General features: G+C 56.4%; 21 protein-coding genes and 1 tRNA gene. All 22 read right to left on the bottom strand.

Features of this window, described 5'->3' with window-relative positions:
• The coding region (gene tilS / locus JW937_03015; GenBank protein ID MBN1586382.1) for a tRNA lysidine(34) synthetase TilS at positions 1-480 on the bottom strand (480 nt) is incomplete at its 3' end.
• Positions 481-629: 149 nt separating this feature from the next.
• Positions 630-703: transfer RNA gene (locus JW937_03020), tRNA-Met, on the bottom strand.
• Between the two features lie 258 nt (positions 704-961).
• Positions 962-1,690 carry a twin-arginine translocase subunit TatC gene (gene tatC, locus JW937_03025; GenBank protein MBN1586383.1) on the bottom strand — a complete coding sequence of 243 codons (729 nt, stop codon included), beginning with the start codon at positions 1,688-1,690 and terminating at the stop codon, positions 962-964.
• Between the two features lie 9 nt (positions 1,691-1,699).
• A complete protein-coding gene (panB, locus tag JW937_03030; GenBank protein MBN1586384.1) occupies positions 1,700-2,551 on the bottom strand; it encodes a 3-methyl-2-oxobutanoate hydroxymethyltransferase in 852 nt (283 codons plus the stop codon).
• Positions 2,552-2,676: 125 nt separating this feature from the next.
• Complete coding sequence (locus tag JW937_03035; GenBank protein MBN1586385.1) at positions 2,677-3,654, bottom strand: hypothetical protein; 978 nt, start codon at positions 3,652-3,654, stop codon at positions 2,677-2,679.
• Positions 3,651-4,529 carry a bifunctional 5,10-methylenetetrahydrofolate dehydrogenase/5,10-methenyltetrahydrofolate cyclohydrolase gene (locus tag JW937_03040; GenBank protein MBN1586386.1) on the bottom strand — a complete coding sequence of 293 codons (879 nt, stop codon included), beginning with the start codon at positions 4,527-4,529 and terminating at the stop codon, positions 3,651-3,653. Before JW937_03040 ends, JW937_03035 begins: the two co-directional genes overlap by 4 nt.
• Entirely contained in the window at positions 4,529-5,086 is a 558-nt protein-coding gene (locus JW937_03045) for a cyclodeaminase/cyclohydrolase family protein (GenBank protein ID MBN1586387.1), read from the bottom strand. The genes JW937_03040 and JW937_03045 overlap by 1 nt, the downstream gene beginning before the upstream one ends.
• A gap of 51 nt (positions 5,087-5,137) precedes the next feature.
• Entirely contained in the window at positions 5,138-5,506 is a 369-nt protein-coding gene (locus JW937_03050; protein ID MBN1586388.1) for a YraN family protein, read from the bottom strand.
• Positions 5,507-5,523: 17 nt separating this feature from the next.
• Entirely contained in the window at positions 5,524-6,150 is a 627-nt protein-coding gene (locus JW937_03055) for a ribonuclease HII (GenBank protein ID MBN1586389.1), read from the bottom strand.
• Complete coding sequence (gene rplS, locus JW937_03060) at positions 6,122-6,565, bottom strand: 50S ribosomal protein L19 (protein ID MBN1586390.1); 444 nt, start codon at positions 6,563-6,565, stop codon at positions 6,122-6,124. The genes JW937_03055 and rplS overlap by 29 nt, the downstream gene beginning before the upstream one ends.
• Positions 6,566-6,660: 95 nt before the next feature.
• Positions 6,661-7,350 (bottom strand): tRNA (guanosine(37)-N1)-methyltransferase TrmD, encoded by a 690-nt coding sequence (gene trmD, locus JW937_03065; GenBank protein ID MBN1586391.1) that lies wholly within the window; start codon positions 7,348-7,350, stop codon positions 6,661-6,663.
• A gap of 36 nt (positions 7,351-7,386) precedes the next feature.
• Positions 7,387-7,632, bottom strand: a complete 246-nt coding sequence (rpsP, locus tag JW937_03070) for a 30S ribosomal protein S16 (GenBank protein ID MBN1586392.1) — start codon at positions 7,630-7,632, stop codon at positions 7,387-7,389.
• Between the two features lie 2 nt (positions 7,633-7,634).
• On the bottom strand, positions 7,635-8,963 hold the full coding sequence (gene murA, locus JW937_03075) for a UDP-N-acetylglucosamine 1-carboxyvinyltransferase (protein ID MBN1586393.1): 1,329 nt from the start codon (positions 8,961-8,963) through the stop codon (positions 7,635-7,637).
• Between the two features lie 7 nt (positions 8,964-8,970).
• Complete coding sequence (gene prmC, locus JW937_03080; protein ID MBN1586394.1) at positions 8,971-9,852, bottom strand: peptide chain release factor N(5)-glutamine methyltransferase; 882 nt, start codon at positions 9,850-9,852, stop codon at positions 8,971-8,973.
• Positions 9,849-10,949, bottom strand: coding sequence for a peptide chain release factor 1 (gene prfA, locus JW937_03085; GenBank protein MBN1586395.1), 1,101 nt, complete (start codon positions 10,947-10,949; stop codon positions 9,849-9,851). The genes prmC and prfA overlap by 4 nt, the downstream gene beginning before the upstream one ends.
• Entirely contained in the window at positions 10,946-11,284 is a 339-nt protein-coding gene (locus JW937_03090; GenBank protein MBN1586396.1) for a type B 50S ribosomal protein L31, read from the bottom strand. The genes prfA and JW937_03090 overlap by 4 nt, the downstream gene beginning before the upstream one ends.
• Positions 11,281-12,594, bottom strand: coding sequence for a transcription termination factor Rho (rho, locus tag JW937_03095; protein ID MBN1586397.1), 1,314 nt, complete (start codon positions 12,592-12,594; stop codon positions 11,281-11,283). The genes JW937_03090 and rho overlap by 4 nt, the downstream gene beginning before the upstream one ends.
• Before the next feature lies 1 nt (position 12,595).
• Positions 12,596-13,222 carry a dephospho-CoA kinase gene (locus JW937_03100; protein ID MBN1586398.1) on the bottom strand — a complete coding sequence of 209 codons (627 nt, stop codon included), beginning with the start codon at positions 13,220-13,222 and terminating at the stop codon, positions 12,596-12,598.
• Positions 13,219-14,646, bottom strand: coding sequence for a glycogen synthase GlgA (gene glgA / locus JW937_03105; protein MBN1586399.1), 1,428 nt, complete (start codon positions 14,644-14,646; stop codon positions 13,219-13,221). Before glgA ends, JW937_03100 begins: the two co-directional genes overlap by 4 nt.
• Positions 14,647-14,671: 25 nt before the next feature.
• Positions 14,672-17,278 carry a DNA polymerase I gene (gene polA, locus JW937_03110; protein ID MBN1586400.1) on the bottom strand — a complete coding sequence of 869 codons (2,607 nt, stop codon included), beginning with the start codon at positions 17,276-17,278 and terminating at the stop codon, positions 14,672-14,674.
• Between the two features lie 112 nt (positions 17,279-17,390).
• Entirely contained in the window at positions 17,391-18,185 is a 795-nt protein-coding gene (locus JW937_03115) for a tetratricopeptide repeat protein (GenBank protein MBN1586401.1), read from the bottom strand.
• Between the two features lie 175 nt (positions 18,186-18,360).
• Positions 18,361-18,701, bottom strand: a 341-nt coding sequence (locus JW937_03120) for a hypothetical protein (protein MBN1586402.1), incomplete at its 5' end; no start/stop codon positions are given.

Consider the following 18,701-nt stretch of genomic DNA (forward strand, 5'->3'; position numbering starts at 1 on the left):
CTGCAAACCAGTGGGCCCTGCCCCGCGCAACAAGCGCATCAGCACAGTCTCAGCCTGGTCATCCCGGGTATGGGCCAAAGCCACTTTCGCAGCCCCGAATTCTCCGGCCATCTGCGCCAACGCTTGCAGGCGCACCTCACGCGCCGCAGCCTCCAAAGACACGCCCGGTTCTTCCGCCAAGTCCGCGGTCCGGACCCGGCGCTCTTCAAAAGGCACCCTCAACTTCCCACACTGCTCGCGAACCCAAAGAGCGTCTGCATCCGCGGTGCCGCGTAACCCATGGTTCACATGGGCTGCGCACAGTTGAAGGGAGTAAGTATCGCAAAGACCCCTCATCAGGGACAAGAGGGCCATGGAATCCGATCCGCCTGAGACAGCAACAGTCACACGCTCCCCAGACTCGAAGAGATTGTGCGTCCGCACAAAACCCAGAACACGCTTTTCGATTTCATAGATATGGGGAGGTTTTGTCTGCGGCATGAGGACTCTTTTTTGACCAGGTGTCAGGCACCACTTGTTGAGGCGCCGACAGTAGCCGGTTCTGCAAACCCGAATGTGCTGGTTGACCGGGTGTCAGGCACCACTTGTGAAGCATCTTATTCGGACTGTGGTGCCTGACACCCAAAGAGTGGCGGTGGGCCGACTCGAACGGCCGACATAACGGGTATGAGCCGTTTGCTCTAACCAACTGAGCTACACCGCCAAAACCTGAGAGTACCTTGTAGTACCTTCTTGACCTTCCTGAGTTAAACGAGTCTTGACCTCAGCGGGCGTCAGGCACCCGTCGTGAAGCATGCTTCTGCCCGGCCTCTGGTGCCTGACACCTTGTCCAATCCAGCGCCTGCCCCGTCATCGCGAACGCAGTGAAGCGATCTTGGTTCCGCAAAGATGGCTGCGCTTCGCTCGCCATGACGTTAGGCGACACTGTGGTGCCTGACACCCGGCCAGTCATGACACACGGTCAGTCATCCCGGCAAACAGCTTCTACGGGTTTTTCGTGAATACGCCCGCCCGTGAAGCGGATCAGCAGCAGGCTCGCTTCGTACAAAGCAATCAGACACCCCCCCATCAAGACTTGAGTCACCACATCCGGGGGTGTGAGCACCGCACCCAACACAAAACTGCCGAGAATCACATAGCGCCGGGCTGCGAGCAGTTGCTCCAATCTCAAAACTCCTGCCCGAACAGACGCCAACAGCAGCAATGGCATTTGAAATGCAAACCCGAAGATCAGGGCCATCAAACCCACAAATCCAAAATAATTGCCGATCGAGATCATGGGTACGACCCGCTCCGACCCGAAACTCAGGAGAAAATCCAAACCGACCGGCAACACAATCCAATATGAAAAAGCAGCTCCCATATAAAAGAAAAGCACCGTGGCAGGGAGCAGACCTGCAATGGCCCGGGTCTCCGAAGGCCGGAGGCCGGGCAAAACAAAACGCCACAATTGCCATGTCCACACAGGGACGCCCAGGATGAAGCCTCCCAAGACCGCCAACTTAAGGCGCGCCAAAAAGGCCTCGGCAGGACCCAAAAACACAAGCTGGCCAACAGGCTCAACTAAGACCGCAAGGATGCGATCCATTTGGGAGTAAACAAGACAACTCGCTAAGATTAGCACCAGCAGGCAGAATAGTAAACGCCTGCGCAATTCCTCGAGATGCTCCAAAAACGGCTGTTCCGGCATTTTCTCCTCCTAGCCGGAAGAGCTTGTGCGTGTCCGGTCCGAACGCGTGGAGTGATAGGAGTGAGCATCCGTAGGAAACTCCCCTCCTTTGACCTCCGCGCAAAAGCGTTCAATGGCGTCCACGGCCTGATCGCCCAGATTCGCGTACTTCTTGACGAACTTGGGAACCGGCCCCGAACCCAACCCCAGTAAATCGGGTAACACCAAAACCTGGCCGTCGCAGTGAACTCCGGCCCCAATCCCGAGGGTCGGAATCTCCAAGGCCTCTGTTACGCGGGCAGCCAAGTCCTCGGGCACAGCCTCCAGAACCATCAACACACAACCGGCTTGCTCCAGAGCCAGGGCCGCGTCCAGAATTCTCTGCGCCGAATCTTCATCCCTGCCCTGCACACGGTAACCGCCCATTCGAACCGCAGACTGCGGTGTGAGGCCCACATGTCCCATCACCGCCATGCCGGCGCGTGTCAAAGCAGCCACTGCCGGCACAGCTTCCAGTCCGCCTTCGATCTTGACCGCATCACAGCCCCCCTCCTTGATAAAGCGCCCGGCATTGCGCACGGCTTCTTCGGGGCTCACTTGATAACTGAGAAAGGGCATATCCCCGATCACAAAGGCATTGTGCGTCGCGCGGCGCACTGCTTTGCAGTGATGAATCATCTCCCGCAGCGTTACAGGAACAGTAGACTCATAGCCCAAGGCGACCATACCGAGGGAATCCCCGACCAAAGCAATGTCCACACCTGCTCTTTCCAGGAGCGCAGCCGTGACAAAATCATAGGCTGTCAGAGCAGTAATCTTTTCCCCGCGCTGCTTCATCTGTTGGAGTTGCGTTATGGTTATTTTGCTCATGGCATTGCTCATGTTCCGGTTAACCGGGTGTTCAGCACCCCGTCATCGCGAACGCGGTGAAGCGATCTTTGTTCCGCAAAGATGGCTGCGCTTCGCTCGCCATGACGCTACGCGAGTCGAATCCAGCGCCTGATACCTTAAAAGCCGCGCCAATCCAGCACAGCCGTACTCAAGTGATTCAATTTTTTCCAGGCCTGCGCCCGCGTCAGTGTTCCCATGCCGCATTGAGGCCCAACATAAATCTCGTTTTCGCCCACAGCTTTTTGTGCTCGATCCCAAAGCGCCTTGAGTGTATCCGGGTCTTCAAGCTCGGTCGAGCATCCGTTAACGCAGCCTAAAGCAAGGTCTTTATCCCAATCCATCATTTCAATCGCCTTGAGAATCTCTGCGCGCGTCCCGGTCTGAGTCATGTCCAAACCCACCGCGTCCACAGGCATACTCGCCACCTGCGTCAGAGCGGGAAAAATATCGCCAAAATAAGTATGCAGGGCCATGCGCACGGAACTCTCCCCCTGAAGTACCTTCAGACTTTCGCGCACCAGCTCCGTCAAACCCGGTTCAAAACCCAGCACCGGTTCGTCCACCTGGATCTGCGCGGCACCGGCAGCTTCCAGAGCCAGAATTTCGGAACTCAACGCCTCGCTGAGGTCGTAAACCATTCTTTCCAGGTTTCCGTAGTGTCGATCCTCACTGAGATAGGCCATTGTCACCGGTCCGGGAATCACCTGTTTGAGTTCCCGCGTGGCCGCGCCCATGGCAAACACAAATTCCTGGAGTACTAAAGGCCGCTCTCTTCGAATCCGGCCTACCACTACGGGCTGTCTGTAAAAAAACGGGCTGCCTAAAAAGGATTGCAGTTTGCCAAGTTCCATTCCCTCAAGCCGGGCCGCAATCAAGGCCAGCGGATCCTCCCAGCGAATCAATCCGTCGGTGACAATGTCCGTGCCCGCCTCTTCCTGTTCCCGAATTGCCTGGCGCGTGGCCTGTTGATACGCGCCCAACAAAACATCTTCCTGGATCTCTCCCCGCTCCCATCGCAGACGCAGGGTCTTTAGATCCGGAGAATTTCGTCCGCCCGTCCCTTTGGGATAACTCCCCGTCATCGCAATCTTCAAATCATGTCCCCCTCGGCTTCGGACTGCAAGCGATAGGCTCTAAAAACATTCTGCATAAGTGAAACCGTGGTCAAAGGCCCCACCCCTCCGGGAACCGGTGTAATCCACGAAGCGCGCTCCACCGCAGTCTCGAAATCAATATCCCCCACAATCTTACCGTCCACGCGGTTGGTTCCCACATCCACCACCACTGCGCCCTGCCGAATCCACGCGCCCGGGATTAAACCCGGCTTGCCCACACACACCACCAGAACCTCCGCGCGCTGCACATGGTCTTGCAAACGGCCGGCCTTATCCGTGGCTTCATGGCAGTAGGTGAGTGTGGCCAACCGGTTGATCAAGAACAATCCCACCGGTTTGCCCACTAATTCACTCGCACCGACAACCACCGCCTCACAGCCTTCAAGTTCCTTACCGGATACACGGATCAGTTCGATCACGGCCGTGGCTGTGGGGGATACCAAAGAGGCCTTGGCTCCGGCATGGCGGCCCAGGTTCTCCGGGTGCATCCCCTCCACATCCTTAAAGGGATGAATCTTCGAGGCAATGCGGCGAGGATCCAAGTTTTTGGGCAAGGGCAACTGCACCATAATGCCTGTGGTCTGCGGGTCCTCATTGAGGAACCGGATTTCGGATTCAATCTGCTGCGATGTCGACTTGGGATCCACACGAATAATCCGGTGCTCAATACCGATAGCCGCGGCTTTCTTCTTCTGGGCCTCCAGATAAATCTCCGACGCAGGATGATCATTGGCCACCAACACCGCCAAACTCAACGGATTTCCGTTTTTGACGAGTTGGCGGTGTTCTTGGGCCAAACGTTCGACAATCTTCTCAGCATGCTTTCTGCCATCCAAGAGTTGTGCCGCAGTCATCACTTGGGACGATTCCTTTTTGAGGCCTGGCGAATCTCCAGGCGGGTATTCTTCTTGAGCTCCAATAATTGTTTTCTCAGAACCGACGTCTGCGTCTTGCCGCGCGGGGCGTTCACGGCAATCAACATAATGGCCCCCTTGGCCGCGGCATCAAGGAGTTCCCCGGAAATCACCAGATCAGAAAGCAGACTGGGCTGGATGGACTGGGCTGCGCTGCCGCAAATTTTGAGCCCGGCGCAACAAGCCTCGTAAAGAGACGTGGGCATTTCGATGAGCTTTTTGAGCGCCGCTTGCCGGGCCTTGGTCCCCCGCTTCTTGGCCGTCAAATAGGCTTGGTAGGACTTCGCGTCCGCGTCAGCCAGACGCAGGAGACCTTTGACCAGCGCATTGGATTGGCGGATCGCAGGCCGCAACCGCTTCACGCGCACCGAGCTCTTGGGCAATTTCTCAAGGGAAATACCCAGCACCATACTCAATAAGGCCATTGCCAGGGCCGCGCTCGCAGCAGCGGCGCTCCCGCCGCCCGGACTGGGCCCGGTATTGCCGATCTGCTCCACAACCTGGGCGAATCGCTGTTCGGTTAAAAGAGAGCTGCTGACAGGAATGATTCAAGCCTCCGGTTCCAACTCAAAGGCGTTCTGGATGAGCTGGATTTCAGGCGGGTTCTCCGGCCCCTGAACCCAATCCACACTCACCACATCAAAACGGGCCGGCTGATCCGCTAAACCCTTACGAGTTAAATAGTATAAAGCGCATCGCGCGAGACGTCGACGCTTTCTACGGTCCACGGATTCGAAGCCCCGGCCTGCCCGCAGGCTGCGCCGGGATTTGACCTCAATAAAACAGAGAGTCTGCCCGTCCCAGCCGATGAGATCAATTTCACCCAGGGCCGTGCGGTACCGGCGCTCCACGAGACGATACCCGCGTTTTTTCAGTAGACTGGCAGCCAGCGTCTCTCCGGTCTCTCCGGCGCGCAGGCTGCGATCAGAAGGTTTCAAGTGCACATCATGGAGACCGGCCGGGGTCTGCGGGCCAATTCCCTGCAGATCCCAAAGGTCTTTCGGTGAATAGGAGTGATACCATTCTCGCTGAGCGCACTCAAATGCGCCGCGGTCGGGTATCCCTTATGCTTGGCAAAACCATAGGCGGGATACTGCAGATCGTAATCCTGCATGATGCGGTCCCGGGTGACCTTGGCCACAACAGAAGCTGCGGCGATCGGCAGGTACTTGGCATCCCCCCCGATCACGGAATCCACCCGGCAAGAAAGGTCCAGAAGGTCAAGCCGGATCGGGCCATCCACAAGCACCAGATCCGGCTCTAAACTGAGGCTCAGCACCGCCAATTCCATGGCAAGCACCGAGGCCTGAAAAATATTGAGGCGATCGATCAAGGCCTCACTGACGATCCCCACACTGCAATGCGCCCGGTCCAGCAGTTCCTCGTAGGCCAGCTCGCGCATGCGGGCGCTGAGCTTCTTGGAGTCATCTACACGGCATCGCAGGGGGCGCTCAGGAAGAACAACAGCCGCGGCCACCACCGGACCGGCCAATGGGCCCCGGCCCGCTTCATCCACACCGGCAATGAAGCCCTCAGTTTTGGACCACAGCCTGCTTTTCAGACGACTCCACTGAGTCTGCAGCAGACTGCGTTTCCTTGGTGCCTTGGGTCTTTGTCTTTTCGCCAGAGCCGTACTCCTTGCGTTCGGCAATACGGGCCGCCTTACCTATCTTCCCTCTGAGGAAGTAAAGCTTGGCTCTCCGGACCCGGCCGAGACGCCGGATTTCGATCTTCTCAAGAACCGGCGAATGCAGCGGAAAGACCTTTTCAACGCCGACACCATAAGCCAGGCGCCGGACCGTAAAGGTTTCCCCAATTCCCGAACCCTTGCGTTTGATTACCAGTCCTTCGTAAGGCTGAAGACGGGTCTTGTCCCCTTCCTTGATCCGTACCCAAACCTTGATGGTGTCGCCTACCCCAAAGTCCGGCCACTCGCGCTGGGTCGCTTCGTTCTCGAGTTCTCTAATTATATCCATTTTACTGATCTCCATATCTCTGTTACTCAGGAGCCGGGAACAGGTCTTTTCCCGACCGAATTTCGTGCTCAAGACCTGTCCCAGAAACTGTCAGACTACAGTAGTAAGTCCGGTCTTCGCTGCAAAGTCCGTGTAAACGCGGCTCTGCTGCGCCAGCGGGCAACCCGGCTATGATCTCCGGAGATCAATGTCCCGGGCACATTCATTCCTCGGAATTCGGCCGGCCTCGTGTAATGCGGGTATTCCAGCCGCCCTTCTGAAAACGACTCATCCTGGGTGGAGCTTTCATCCCCCAAGACACCCGGAAGAAGCCGCGCCACACCGTCGACCAGGGCCATGGCCGGAATCTCCCCCCCGGTCAAGACCACATCGCCGATGGAGATTTCCTCGTCGACCAAAACATCAATCGCTCGCTGGTCCACACCTTCATAGTGCCCGCATATCAGCAACAAATTCGGCTTTTCGGCAAGTCTTGCCGCAACCTTTTGCGTGAAGCGCTCTCCCTGGGGGGAGACAAGCACCACATGGCTGCGCTGCTCCATGTCCTTTGTGACGCGCTTTTGGAGCTCCTCTACCGCAGCAAAAAGAGGTTCAGGCCGCATCACCATGCCGGGCCCGCCGCCATAGGGCTTGTCATCCACTTTATGATGCTTATCCGCACTCCAAAAGCGCAAATCATGCACCTCAACCTGGATGAGCCCCGCCTCAATGGCCCTCTTTAATATGGATTCCCCCAAGATCCCGTCAAACATGCGGGGGAAAAGGGTTAAAACATCAAAGCGCACCCCAGACTCCTTGAGGACAGCCCTACACGATTCAGGCTAGGCCTTGATGCCCTCTTTTTTCAGCAGAGAGCGAACCGTATCCGAAGGCTGAGCACCCACACTCAGCCAATACTCCACGCGCTCTCTGTTGACCTGCAGGAGGGGCACCTTGAGGCTGGGATCATAAATACCGATCTCTTCAAGAAAGCGCCCGCTGCGGGGGCTTCGCGAATCCGTTGCCACAATCTTGGAGTGTGGTCTGTTCTTTGCCCCCATGCGCATCAATCTCAGGCGTACTGCCATGCTTATCTCCTTGATTCTTCCTGGGCGGCCTCAGATTGAGGAGCGCCCATGCTGCCCGTGGTGAAGGTCTCATCCTTCTCCCGCCAAACATGGGCTCCAAGGGCCGCCAACTTCTCTTCAACGCGTTCATAACCACGATCCAAGTGGTAAACGCGAAACACCTCGGTCCGCCCTTCGGCCACCAACCCGGCCAAGATCAGAGCGGCACTCGCACGCAAATCCGAAGCCATCACCGGGGCCCCGCTCAAGTGGTGAACCCCGCGAATAATAGCACTGGCCCCCTCTTCGCGAATATCCGCTCCCATGCGGGCCAGCTCACTCAAATGCATGAAGCGGTCCGGATAAATCTTTTCAGTGACAACGCTGATGCCGTCCGCCAAACAAAGCAGCGCGGTCATCTGGGCCTGGAGATCGGTCGGAAACCCGGGAAAAGCCAAGGTTGTCACATCGACCGGATAGATCTTCGGGTAACTTTTGACCCGGATAAAATTTTCTCCGTCCTCCACCGAGACACCTACCTGTCTCAGTTTATCGAGGACCGCTCCCAAATGATCTGTGCGCGCCCCTTGAACGGTCACCTCGCCCTGTGTAATCGCACCGGCAATCAGGTAGGTCGCCGCCTCAATGCGATCGGCGATCACCCGGTGTTTGGCCCCTGCAAGCTTCTGAACGCCTTCCACCTGAATGATCGGAGTGCCGTGACCCCAAACCCGCGCCCCCATTTTGATGAGAAAATCAGCCAGGTCCGCGATCTCGGGCTCGCACGCTGCGTTTTCAATGAGGGTTGTGCCTTCGGCTCTGACTGCAGCCATCAAGACATTGGCCGTCGCCAACACCGAGGAACCAAAACCCCCGCCCAGATAAATTCGACTGCCGATCAAGCGGTGCGCACGCGCCACCACATAACCGTGTTCGATCCGCAAGTCCGCACCCAAAGCCCGTAAGCCTTTGAGGTGCAGGTCCACTGGCCGGGACCCAATCACACAACCTCCGGGCATCGACACCTTAGCCCATCCCAGCCGGGCCAATAAAGGGCCCAAAACACAGAAGGAGGCGCGCATGGTCTTGACCAATTCGTAGGGCGCAGTGCCTTCATTGATGCCGGAGGCATCGACACGAATCGTGTCCCCGTCCCAATCCGCTTTTGCTCCAATGGCCTTCAGAATCGAGACCATCGTGCGCACATCTCTCAGATCGGGGACCCCGCTGATCTCCGAGGGGCCGTCTCCCAACAGAGTCGCCGCCAGAATCGGCAAGGCCGCATTTTTGGCGCCGCTGACCTGCAGACTTCCCTTCAGAGGTAATCCGCCGTCAATGACTAGCTTGTCCATGCGTGTCCTAAGCTTGGTTTTGCGCCAGAAAAAAACGATCGCGTCCAGCCCAGTCGCGCTGGACGCGAACACGACTCCAATCAGAAAACTGCTTTGCCCAAGCGAGTAAAGCGGCTCCTTGATCGCATCCGATCTCGAGAAGCAGCCAAGCTCCGGGCTTGAGAAATGCCGGCGCCTCAGCAACCAGCCGCCTCAAGGCATTGAGACCGTCTTCCCCTGCGTCCAAAGCCACTCGCGGCTCAAAATGCAGCTCCGGTGCGGCACACACCCACTCCGCAGTGGTCAAATACGGCGGATTGGAGACAATGAGATCCAGCTTCCCGGCTGGATCCGCACAATGCACCGTTTCAAGAGGCTGAAGTAAATCTCCTTCAAGAAAGGAGATACGGCGAGAGAGCCCTTCTCGGGCTGCGTTGCGCCGGGCCACTTCCAAGGCCGCAGGGCTGATTTCCAGGCAGAACATTCTACAATTGCCGTAAATCTTTGTCAAACTTAGGCCCAAAGCCCCTGAACCTGTGCCCACATCCGCAATTTTGAGAGCCCCCGCCCGCCCGGGAGCATAGATCTCCAGGACCAGATCTACGAGTTGCTCAGTCTCAGGCCTGGGCACGAGAACTGCCTCATTAACCTCCAGGTCGAGATCCCGGAAAGTCGCCCGGCCCAAAACATACTGCAGGGGGCGTCTCTCAGAACGCTGCTGCACCCAATGATCCAGCTGCGCCTGCTGCGCCTCCGAAAGCTTCGGGAAATGGGTGTAGAGCGACGCCCGGGTGCATCCGCTCAACTCACAAAGCATCCACTCCGCATCCGTGCGCGCTTCACGAGCGGCCAAGCCGGCCGCCTGCAAGCGTTCCTGTATCTCTAGGAGAGTGGAGGCCAAGGCGATCACGATTGTTTCTGCGCTTCCTCAGCCAGCCGGGCCTCGCGGTAACGCTCTTGCAGCCCCGCCAAGAATTCATCCAAGTCGCCCTCAAGTACCTCTTCCAAACGATGCACGGTCAGGCCGATGCGGTGATCGGTCACGCGTCGCTCAGGGTAATTGTAGGTGCGGATCTTTTCGCTGCGGTCTCCGCTTCCCACAAACTTGCGCCGCTGCTGGGAAATATCCTTTTCCTGTTCGCGCTGCATACGGTCCAACAAACGGCTCCGCATTACACGCATTGCCTTGGCCTTGTTCTTGATTTGGGAACGCTCATCCTGGCATGTCACCACCAGGCCCGTGGGCAAATGCGTGAGCCGGACCGCAGAGTCTGTGGTGTTGACTCCCTGCCCGCCCGGACCCGAGGAACGGTAAACATCCACTCGCAGGTCATGGGGCTTGATCTCGACATCCAATTCCTCGGCTTCCGGCAAAACCGCCACCGTTGCCGCAGAAGTATGAATGCGGCCCGAGGCCTCTGTTGCAGGTACACGCTGTACGCGGTGCACCCCGCTTTCAAAACGCAGTGCGCCAAAGGCCCCTTCCCCAATCAGAGAGAAAACCACTTCCTTAGCCCCGCCCACTTCAGAGGGACTGAAACTGATGGGTTCAACCTTCCAGTGCCGGGCTGCGGCCAGCTTCGAGTACATGCGATAAAGGTCGTTGGCAAAAAGCGCTGCTTCTTCCCCGCCGGTGCCCGCGCGAATCTCGACAATACAGTTGCGATTGATACCCTCTTCCTCCCCAAGGATCATCTCCTCGAGCTTGGCTTCAAGGACATCACATCTTTCCTGCACATCTTCGAGTTCTCCCCGGGCCATGGTCCGCAACTCTTCTTCTGCAGAAGAATCCTTTGAGACCTCCGCCAGATTGGCGAGTTCCGACTCCAGATTCTCCAACTGGCGCACGGCCTCCATAATCCCCTTGAGTGAAGACAACTCCTTGGCGCATTTCTGATACGCGTTGGGATTGCCCGTCACTTCGGGATCGGCAAGCCGGGCCTCCAGCTCACGGTAACGCTCTGCAAGAGAGTTGGCCTTTCTGCGAACCGGAGAGGGCTGGCTCAACCCTGCTCTTCTTTCGGAGCCTCGGTTTCCGGAGCCGGGGAAGCTTCCGCGACCGCCTCCTTCTGAGGCTTAAGCTTTTTCTGCTTGGAACGAGCAGCCTGTTCGCGCTTACGGAAACGTTCCACACGACCGGCAGTGTCAATCATGTGATCCTGTCCGGTATAGAAAGGGTGCGAGGCGCTGGAAATATCCACATCGATGAGCGGATACTCCTTGCCGTCTTCCCACTTAATCTTCTTGTCCGCCTTTACTGTGGACCAAATCATAAACTTCTCACCGCAGGAAACGTCGTGGAAGACCACGGGGCCGCCTTTGGGATGGATACCGTCTTTCATAACTCAGCCTCCTTCACATTCAAGCTCATGAGAAACTCTGCATTCGTTGCAGACTTCCCCAGTTTGTTTTTAAGCAGTTCCATTGCCTCCACGCTCGAAACCTCGTTGAGGACCTTGCGCAAGGCCCACACACGCTGCAGCTCATCCGGGTGCAAGAGCAAGTCTTCTCGCCGCGTGTTGGAACGTTTGATATCAATGGCCGGGTAAATACGGCGCTGGAAAAGGTTGCGATCCAGCTGCAGCTCCATATTGCCCGTTCCCTTGAATTCTTCAAAAATGACTTCATCCATACGGCTGCCCGTATCGACCAATGCCGTGGCCACGATAGTCAAGCTCCCCCCCTCTTCGATGTTACGTGCCGCACCGAAGAAACGCTTGGGTTTGTGGAGCGCGCTGGAATCCACACCGCCAGACAGAATCTTGCCGCTGTGCGGAGCGGTGGTGTTATAGGCGCGCGCCAAACGCGTAATACTATCCAGGAGGATAACCACGTCTTTTCCGTACTCGACCAGACGCTTGGCCTTTTCGAGCACAATTTCCGCCACTTGCACATGGCGCTCGGCCGGTTCATCAAAGGTGGAACTGATGACCTCGGCCTTAACCGAACGCTGCATATCCGTCACTTCCTCAGGACGCTCGTCGATCAAGAGCACGATCAACACCAGATCCGGATAGTTTGCGATCATCGAGTTCGCCACTTCCTGAAGAAGCACCGTCTTGCCGCTGTAAGGGGGCGCCACGATGAGCCCTCTCTGCCCCTTGCCGATCGGCGTCAAGAGATCCACGATCCTCGGAGAGATCTTTTCCTTGGCAGTCTCCAGGACCAGTCTCTCTTGCGGATAAAGCGGTGTCAGGTTATCGAAGAGGGTCCGGTTCTTGACTTCTTCGGGATTTTCAAAGTTCACGCCTTCGACTTTGAGCAGAGCAAAATAGCGTTCCCCTTCCTTGGGAGGCCGGATCTGCCCGCTCACCGTGTCTCCGGTATTCAGATCAAACTTGCGGATCTGGGATGGAGATACGTAGATATCATCCGGGGAAGGAAGATAATTGTAGTTAGGTGATCTCAGAAAACCAAAGCCGTCGCTTAGGATCTCCAGGACTCCTGAACCATACATCATGCCTTCCCGCTCGGCCTGAGCCTGCAAAATCTGGAAGATCAGATCCTGTTTCTTCAAACCGCTCATACCCGTAATACCCAAACTCCGCGCCATGTCACTGAGCTGCGACACCCGCATCTCTTTCAACCTGGAAAGCTCCACGGTGTTCGAGTTGTTTTGTTTCTTCGTTCCGTTTGGTTTTGTTTCCGGCATGCTAACCGGCCCTCCTTATTTCGAGATTGGCCACGATCATTTCGTTCCAAATCTTGTCCACTTGTCTTTTTGTTTCGTCCAAATTCCCGCTATTTTCTATCACGCAATCCGCTAAACGCTCCTTCTCCTCCATGGGCAGCTGGTACCGCATGCGCTGCTGCGTTTCCTCCGGAGAAAGCCCCATCCTCTCCTGAGAACGTTTAATCTGAACGGCCTCATCCGCACGCACCACCACAAGCAAGTCCACCAAGTCAACCATATTGGCCTCGATAAGCAAGGGCACATCCAATACCACGACTCTTGCCTCCTGCCCGGACCGAAGTCTTTCGATATCCTCCAAGATCCTTTTGATTACCGCGGGGTGGACAATTCCATTCAATCGTTCCACAGCGTCGGGATCCTCGAATACAGCGCGGGCCACCTTTTTGCGGTCGATCTGCCCCCCGGCTGTCAGGACTTCGTCTCCGAGCCAGTCCTTCACCTCTTCGAAGACACTTTCACCCGGCTGCATCAACTCGTGCGCTACGACATCGGCATCCATGACCAACGCACCCTTTTCCGCCATCATCCGGGCGACGGATGTCTTACCCGAACAGATGCCTCCTGTGACCCCCACCACATAGATCATGGCACCTCCACCGTTACGTTTTCGCACAGGCTCCGATAAAGCTTGAGATATTTTCGAGCGGATGCGGTCCAAGAAAATTCACCGGACATCCCCCGCCGCACAAGGGCCTTCCAAAGCTCCGGCTGATGATACACGGCCATTGCCTCCTGCAGGGTCTGAACCAGAGCCTTGGCCCGGTATTCTTCGAATAAGAAACCCGTTCCCTCGGCTGGGGCGCGATAGGCCGAGACCGTATCGCGCAAGCCTCCTGTAGCACGGACCACAGGGACCGCCCCATAACGCAGGCTGATCATCTGGCCCAACCCGCAAGGCTCATAACGCGACGGCATGAGAAAGATGTCCGATCCTGCATAAATGCGGCGCGCGAGACGGCTGTCGAAACCGATAACCGCGGCAATCTCCTCCGGGTATTGTCCGGCAAGGGCCTTAAGTGCCTCTTCGTAGAAGGGATCGCCGGTTCCCAAAACCACCAACTGCATGCCCAGCGCATAGATCGCCTTGGCCACTTCAACGAGCAAATCCACACCCTTTTGAGACGCCAATCTCGAGACCACCCCCACCAGAGGTCCATCAAAATGGGTTACCAAACCGAGCTCTCGCTGCAGGGCCTTCTTGTTTAAGGCCTTGTCCTCTAAAACTTCGGCCGTGTAATTCACCTCAAGCGCTTCATCAATCTCCGGATCCCATTCGTCGATATCCAAGCCGTTGAGGATCCCAGTGAGATCTGAGGCGCGTTGTTTCAAAACTCCCTCCAGACCACACCCGAATTCTTTTCTTTGAATTTCCCTGCTATAGCTCGGGCTGACCGTGGTCAAAGCGTCACTCTGGGTAATGCCGCCCTTCAGGAGGTTGATCCGGCCGTAAAATTCCAATGCTTCCACATTCATCCAGTCTTTACTCAATCCTGTGGCTGCAAAATCTCCGGCTTCAAACAACCCTTGGTAAGCCAGATTGTGGATGGTAAAAACAGTCTTGGTCTTGGCAAAAAAACGACTCCCCCCCCATACGGATTCTTTGAGGTAAAGCGGAAACAAAGCACACTGCCAATCATTCAGATGAAGAATATCCGGAGCAAAGCCTTCGGACTTACAATGCTCGAGCACCTTCTGAGTAAAATAGTTGAAACGCCTAAGATTATCCGGGTAGTCCACACCCTTTTCGCCGTAAATCCCGGGCCTCCCGAAATAGCCGGAATGCTCCACAAAGAGCACGCGCACACCCGTGCGATCCAGGCGATACGAGACCCCTTCCACTGCGGGAATACGGTCTGCCGCCATGCGCTCAGTCTCGCGATACAAAGGCAGGGCCAAGGTCACCTCGCATCCCAGCTCCTGTAAGGCCACCGGAAGTGAACCTGCCACATCGGCCAGGCCGCCCGTCTTGGAATAGGGCACAGCCTCGCTGGAAACAAAGAGTATACTCAAGGGCTGCTTGTACACATTGCGTCCTTTATGTGAGCGCCTGCATTTCGAGCCAATTCGAACCGACCTTTAAACTCACTTCTACAGGGACATCGAGTTTGAGCACGGTCTCCATGATCTCTTTGACCTTTAATCCGATCTTGTCCGCTGATTTTTTAGGCATCTCCAGGACCAATTCATCGTGGACCTGCAAAAGCAATGCGCCCTCAGGAGCCTCTTCACCCAAATACCGGGAGACTTCCAGCATAGCCACCTTGATCAAATCCGCGGCCGAGCCTTGCACCGGAGTATTGATCGCAGTGCGTTCTGCAAACTGGCGAATCGAAGGATTCTTGGCCTTAATGTCCGGGATATAGCGCCGGCGGTTGAGCAGCGTTGTCACATACCCCTTGGAACGGGCCTTTTCGACCTCCGCATCCATATAGTGCTTCACACCCGGATACCGTTTGAAATAGGCCTGGATAAAAGCCTCTGCATCCGCGACTTCAATTCCCAGGTCCTTGGCCAGACCAAAGGCCTTCATGCCGTAAGCAATGCCAAAATTAACCGTCTTGGCCACCGCGCGCATCTGGCGGTCCACATCCTCCATCTTACTCTCGTAGATAAGCGAGGCAGTATAGGTGTGCACGTCCAAACCTTCTTTAAAGGAACGGCTGAGCTCCTTGTCTCCTGAGAGATGAGCCAATATCCGCAATTCGATTTGCGAGTAGTCCGCGGACAACAAAACCCAATCCCGCTTAGGCGCGACAAAGGCGCCCCGGATCCGGCGGCCCAGCTCAGTGCGAACCGGAATGTTCTGCAAGTTCGGATTGCTGGAACTCAGACGCCCGGTTGCCGTGACGGTCTGGTTAAGACTCGAGTGAACCCTGCCTGTAACCGGAGAAATCAGCCTGGGCAAGGCATCCACATACGTGGACTTGAGCTTTGCCACTTCACGATACCCCAGCAAAAGCTGCGGCAAATCGTGCTGAAAAGAGAGCGTCTGCAGGACCTCCACATCCGTGGACGGCCCGGTTTTGCCTCGTTTGATCACCGGCAAACCCAGAACCTCAAAAAGAATGTGCGCAAGTTGCTTGGGCGAATTGAGATTGAATTCCTCGCCCGCCATCTTGTAGATGCGCCGCGTCGTCTTTTCCAGCTCTGCGTCCAACTCGCCGGCAAAGCGCTTCAAGTAATCCGCGTCCACGGTAATGCCGGTCTCTTCCATGCGCCGGAGCACCTCGATAAGCGGCGCCTCAACCTGCTCGTAAAGATCCTTGAGGTTGTTCTCTTCGAGTTTGGCGCGGATCGGTTTTTCAAGCCTCAACAAAACAGCGGCTTTCTCGCCCAAGCTCGCACAGATCTCTGCGGGATCCTTGGCCTTGGGATCCCAGGAAACCTTCTCGTCCAGATGCTCCAACACCAGCTCATCCAAAGGATACTGGGATCGCGAGGGATCCAATAAATACGCACCCAGCTGAATATCAAAACCTTGGCCGGCCCAAGCGGCCCCCCGGCGTTTGAGGCAAAGACCCAGGTCCTTGAGGTCAAAACCGACAATAACGGCTTCGGTCTTTTCCCAAAAACCGCGGAACTTCCGGTCCAACCCGGGGTCCGGGCCCAAAGAGACGAGAACAGGGCTCTTCTTGGCCGGAGCCAAAGCAAGGGTCAAAGCTTTTTCTGTTTCAAAGAACGCAAGCCCAAGGCATGGGCTTTGGGAGAGTTCCTTTTCAAAGGCCTCCCAATCCCCGGCATTTTGCACCTGTGCGCACTCCGGGAAATCTGCCGTTTTACCCTGCCGGGGCAAATTCACCAGCAGGTTGCGAAACTCCATCTCCCGGTAAATGGCCTCGAGTTTCTCGTAATCCGGTTCCTCAAGCGCCATATCCGCAAATTCGATCTCAAGCGGCACTGCGGCATCCAAAACGGCCATGTTCAGACTCTGCCGGGCCTCCTCGGCATGATCCTTCAGCCGGTTCTTGTCTGCCACGCTCCGGACCAAATCCACCTTGTTCAAAAGATTCTCCACGGTCCCGTATTCACGGATCAGTTGCTGGGCCTTTTTGGGGCCGATGCCGGGAACACCGGCATAGCCGTCGGTGGAATCCCCCATCAGGGCCAAAAGCTCCGGAATGGCCTTGGGCGGCACTCCGTATTTGGCCTCCACTGCCTTGGAGTCAAACTCCGTCATTTCCTTACGATCCATATAGAGGACCTTCACCCGGTCCGTAACCAACTGCATGAGATCCTTGTCCCGGGCTACCAGATAAACATCCAGCCCCTTGTCCTCGCCGGCCTGCGCGAGTGTGGCCAAAATATCATCGGCCTCGTAACCCGCCAGCTCGAACACAGGGATCCGGAAAGCCGCTACCAGATCCTTAACCCAGGGAATCTGTTCGGCGAGATCATCCGGCATGGGCTCCCGGTGGGCTTTATACTCCGCCATCTGCTTATGGCGGAATGTCGGCTCCGGCCGGTCAAAAGCCACGGCCAGGTAGTCAGGCGCCCGGTCCTCAATCAATTTACGCAATGAAGTGGCAAAGCCGTAGACCGCCCCGGTCGGCATCCCGCGCGAATTACTCAAGTCCCCCATAGCATAGTAAGCCCTGTAGAACAGGCCGTTGCCGTCAATTAGATATAGGGTCTTTCGGGCCACTCACTTCACCGTGGGATCGCATGAGGCAAGGCCTCAAGGGCATGGAAAATTGAAAGGTCTACCGCACTTAATCTATAAAAGGGATTACTTTAAAGGATGGATCCAGAGAGAACTAGAGATCCGACTCGTGTAGCGTCACGAGGATCTGTTCGAATTCAGTCTTGGCTCGGCTGTAGTCTCCTCGTTTGAAGTAGACCTTTCCCATCACATAATGATCTTCAATCTTCTCCGCAACCGCAAATCGCCTCTCCGTCTGCATCTTGGCCAGATTGTCCTCCTTCTGATCCAAGACCTGCTTGTGAACGCGCTTCATCTGTTCCAGGCTGCGGTCCATGTACTCGCTAATTTTTGCGTTCTGGGGATCCTGCTCCAGGGCCCGCTTAAACGCCTCCCAGGCTTCAGGATAATTGGCTTTTCTATACTCCTTAAGACCCACCCGGTACAAATCCAGCGCATCGCCCGTGGGCTCAGCCGTACCCGGGAAAGGCCTTTCCGCATCCGCCATCCTCTCAGATCTGGATTTGGGGCTGGCCGCCGGAGGGGGAGCATAACGGTCCGGCTGGAGCACAGCCAGACGCTCACGCGCCTTGACCGTCCAAGCGTCATCCGGGTCCCCGAGATCCACCCGCTTCTCCCAAAACTGTACGGCCCGGTCCATTTTGCCCTGGCGCTCATAGAGCAAAGCCAGGTTCGAATAACCACTTACGTAGTTCGGATCGAGCTGCAGCGCCTTGAGATAATGCCGCTCCGCCTTGTCGAAATCTCCCATTTCCTCGTAGAGCACGCCCAAGTCGTTATGCGGCGCAGGATAGGTTGAATCCAGCGCAATGGCCTTCTGGTAACCTTCGATGGCCCTGGCTTTGTCTCCCTTCATCTGAAGCTGGTAAGCCTGATTTCTATAGGCCACGGCTTCGTCCTCAAAATCTCGGGAGAAGGCACCTGGGCAGGTCAGAAGACTCGTCAGCAGACAAATAACCAAGATAGCGGAAACCCGAAAACGGGAATGAACCATAAATTGCATCGCCCCTTGGTCGGCAAGGTACCATGCAGAGTTTCTAAAGTCAAGTGTTTGCATATAGTTTCTACTCCTGCTCCCCCTCGGACTCCACCGAAGAAATGCTCACTTTCCCCGTGAGCCGGGCCAGACCCAGACGCCGGCTCCGGCCTCTCCGGTCCTTCAGGACAATCTCCCCCCCTTCGCGGGCCGCGCCCGTGGACCCAAAAACCACGCGGTTTTCCGCAAAGCCCAGACCGCCGCTCTCCGAATCCGCCCCATAGACCTCCACCCCTGCGGGCAATTCATAGCGTTTCTCCAGGAGCTCTCCGTCCTGAGACTCAATCCAGTACCGGCCGGTGGCCACACCTTCGGCATCGGCCTCAAAAACCAAGGCATAGCCCTGGCGTTTGGCTACAGCAGCACTGC

This window comes from Candidatus Omnitrophota bacterium (genome assembly GCA_016929445.1).
Lineage (GTDB): Bacteria > Omnitrophota > Gorgyraeia > JAFGIU01 > JAFGIU01 > JAFGIU01.